2 pseudogenes are annotated in these 1,357 nt (G+C 62.3%); one reads left to right on the top strand and one right to left on the bottom strand.

Features of this window, described 5'->3' with window-relative positions:
- Positions 1-816: pseudogene (gene glpD / locus A2I95_RS38360) on the top strand (glycerol-3-phosphate dehydrogenase); the annotation flags it as partial.
- Here glpD and A2I95_RS38355 read toward each other — a convergent pair.
- Positions 814-1,357: pseudogene (locus tag A2I95_RS38355) on the bottom strand (cobaltochelatase subunit CobN); the annotation flags it as partial. The pseudogenes glpD and A2I95_RS38355 overlap by 3 nt on opposite strands.

The raw sequence follows: 1,357 nt of genomic DNA, 5'->3' as shown, positions 1-1,357 counted from the left end.
TTTCACAAGGACATGCGCTTTGACAGCGAAACGCCGACGTCGAAACTGCTTACCACCTTCATGCCCTGGACCCGCGGCCGCCGCCCCGCCTGGCTGATCCGGCTGGGGCTGTTTCTGTATGACAGCCTGGGCAAACGCGGCATCCTGCCTGGCACGGCGAAACTGGACCTGTCGCACGATCCCGCAGGCAGGCCGCTGAAGGGCAAGTTTCAGACCGCGTTCGAATACTCCGACTGCTGGATTGAGGACGCCCGTCTTGTGGTGCTGAACGCCCGCGATGCACAGGCGCGCGGCGCCGAAATCCTAACCCGGACCGAGGTTCTGTCAGCCCAGCGCCACTCTGATCACTGGGTTGTCACCGTGAAGGATCACGCCACTGGCGAGGAGAAGGAACACCGGGCCAAGATGCTGGTCAATGCAGGCGGACCCTGGGTTGCCGACGTGCTGAAGCAAAAACTGGGCCAGAACAGCCGCGAAAACGTCCGCCTGGTGCGCGGCAGCCATATCGTGGTGCCAAAACTGTTCGACCATGACCGCTGCTATTTCTTTCAGGGCACCGACGGGCGGATCATCTTTGCCATTCCATACGAGACGGATTTCACCCTGATCGGCACAACGGACGCCGACCATCCGGATCCGGAGACCAAACCGCATTGCACGGAGGCCGAGCAGGATTATCTAATTGATTTTGCGTCGCAATACTTCGAACAGCCACTGAAGCGCGCGGATATTGTCTGGACCTATTCCGGCGTGCGGCCGCTTTATGACGACGGTGCCAGCTCGGCCACTGCGGCCACCCGCGAATATGTGCTGACCCCAGGCCTCTGCCAGGGTGTTTTGCAGGTCTTGCGGCAGGCTGGCGAGGGCTGCGCGGTAGTCTTCCAGCGGGACGCTGAGGGTCTCATCCATCAGCCGCAGGCCGGTGTTTTCCTGCGGCTCCACGGTATAGCCCTGATCCCACAATTCGCGCAGGATTTCGTCGCAGGAGGCCAGCGCGTCGAGGCCGACGGCATGGGCAAGGTTGTGGTCGCGGCCCGGATAGGTGGAGAGGATCAGGGCGAGGCGTTTCTCTGCATTCGGCAGTTTGGCAAGGCGCAGCCAGCCCTCGACGCGGTCGACGGCGGCTTTGATGCGGTCCGTATCGGGACGGTGGGCAAAGCGGGAGTATTGCAGGTCCGGGTCTTTCTTTCCCGGGGATTTGAAGCTGACAACACCTGCGAAGATGCGCCCGTCGACCTCGGGCAGGACGACATGCATGGCGAGGTCGGCAGGCGACAAACCGCGATCGGCCTCGGCCCAGTCTTTCTTACGTGCAGTGGAGAGGGCGACCTGGAACACCGGGCAGCCGGTTGTGGAG

Source organism: Leisingera sp. F5 (genome assembly GCF_001593695.1).
The sequence above is the reverse complement of the archived record's forward strand: the minus strand, read 5'-3'. Positions and strand labels throughout refer to the sequence as shown.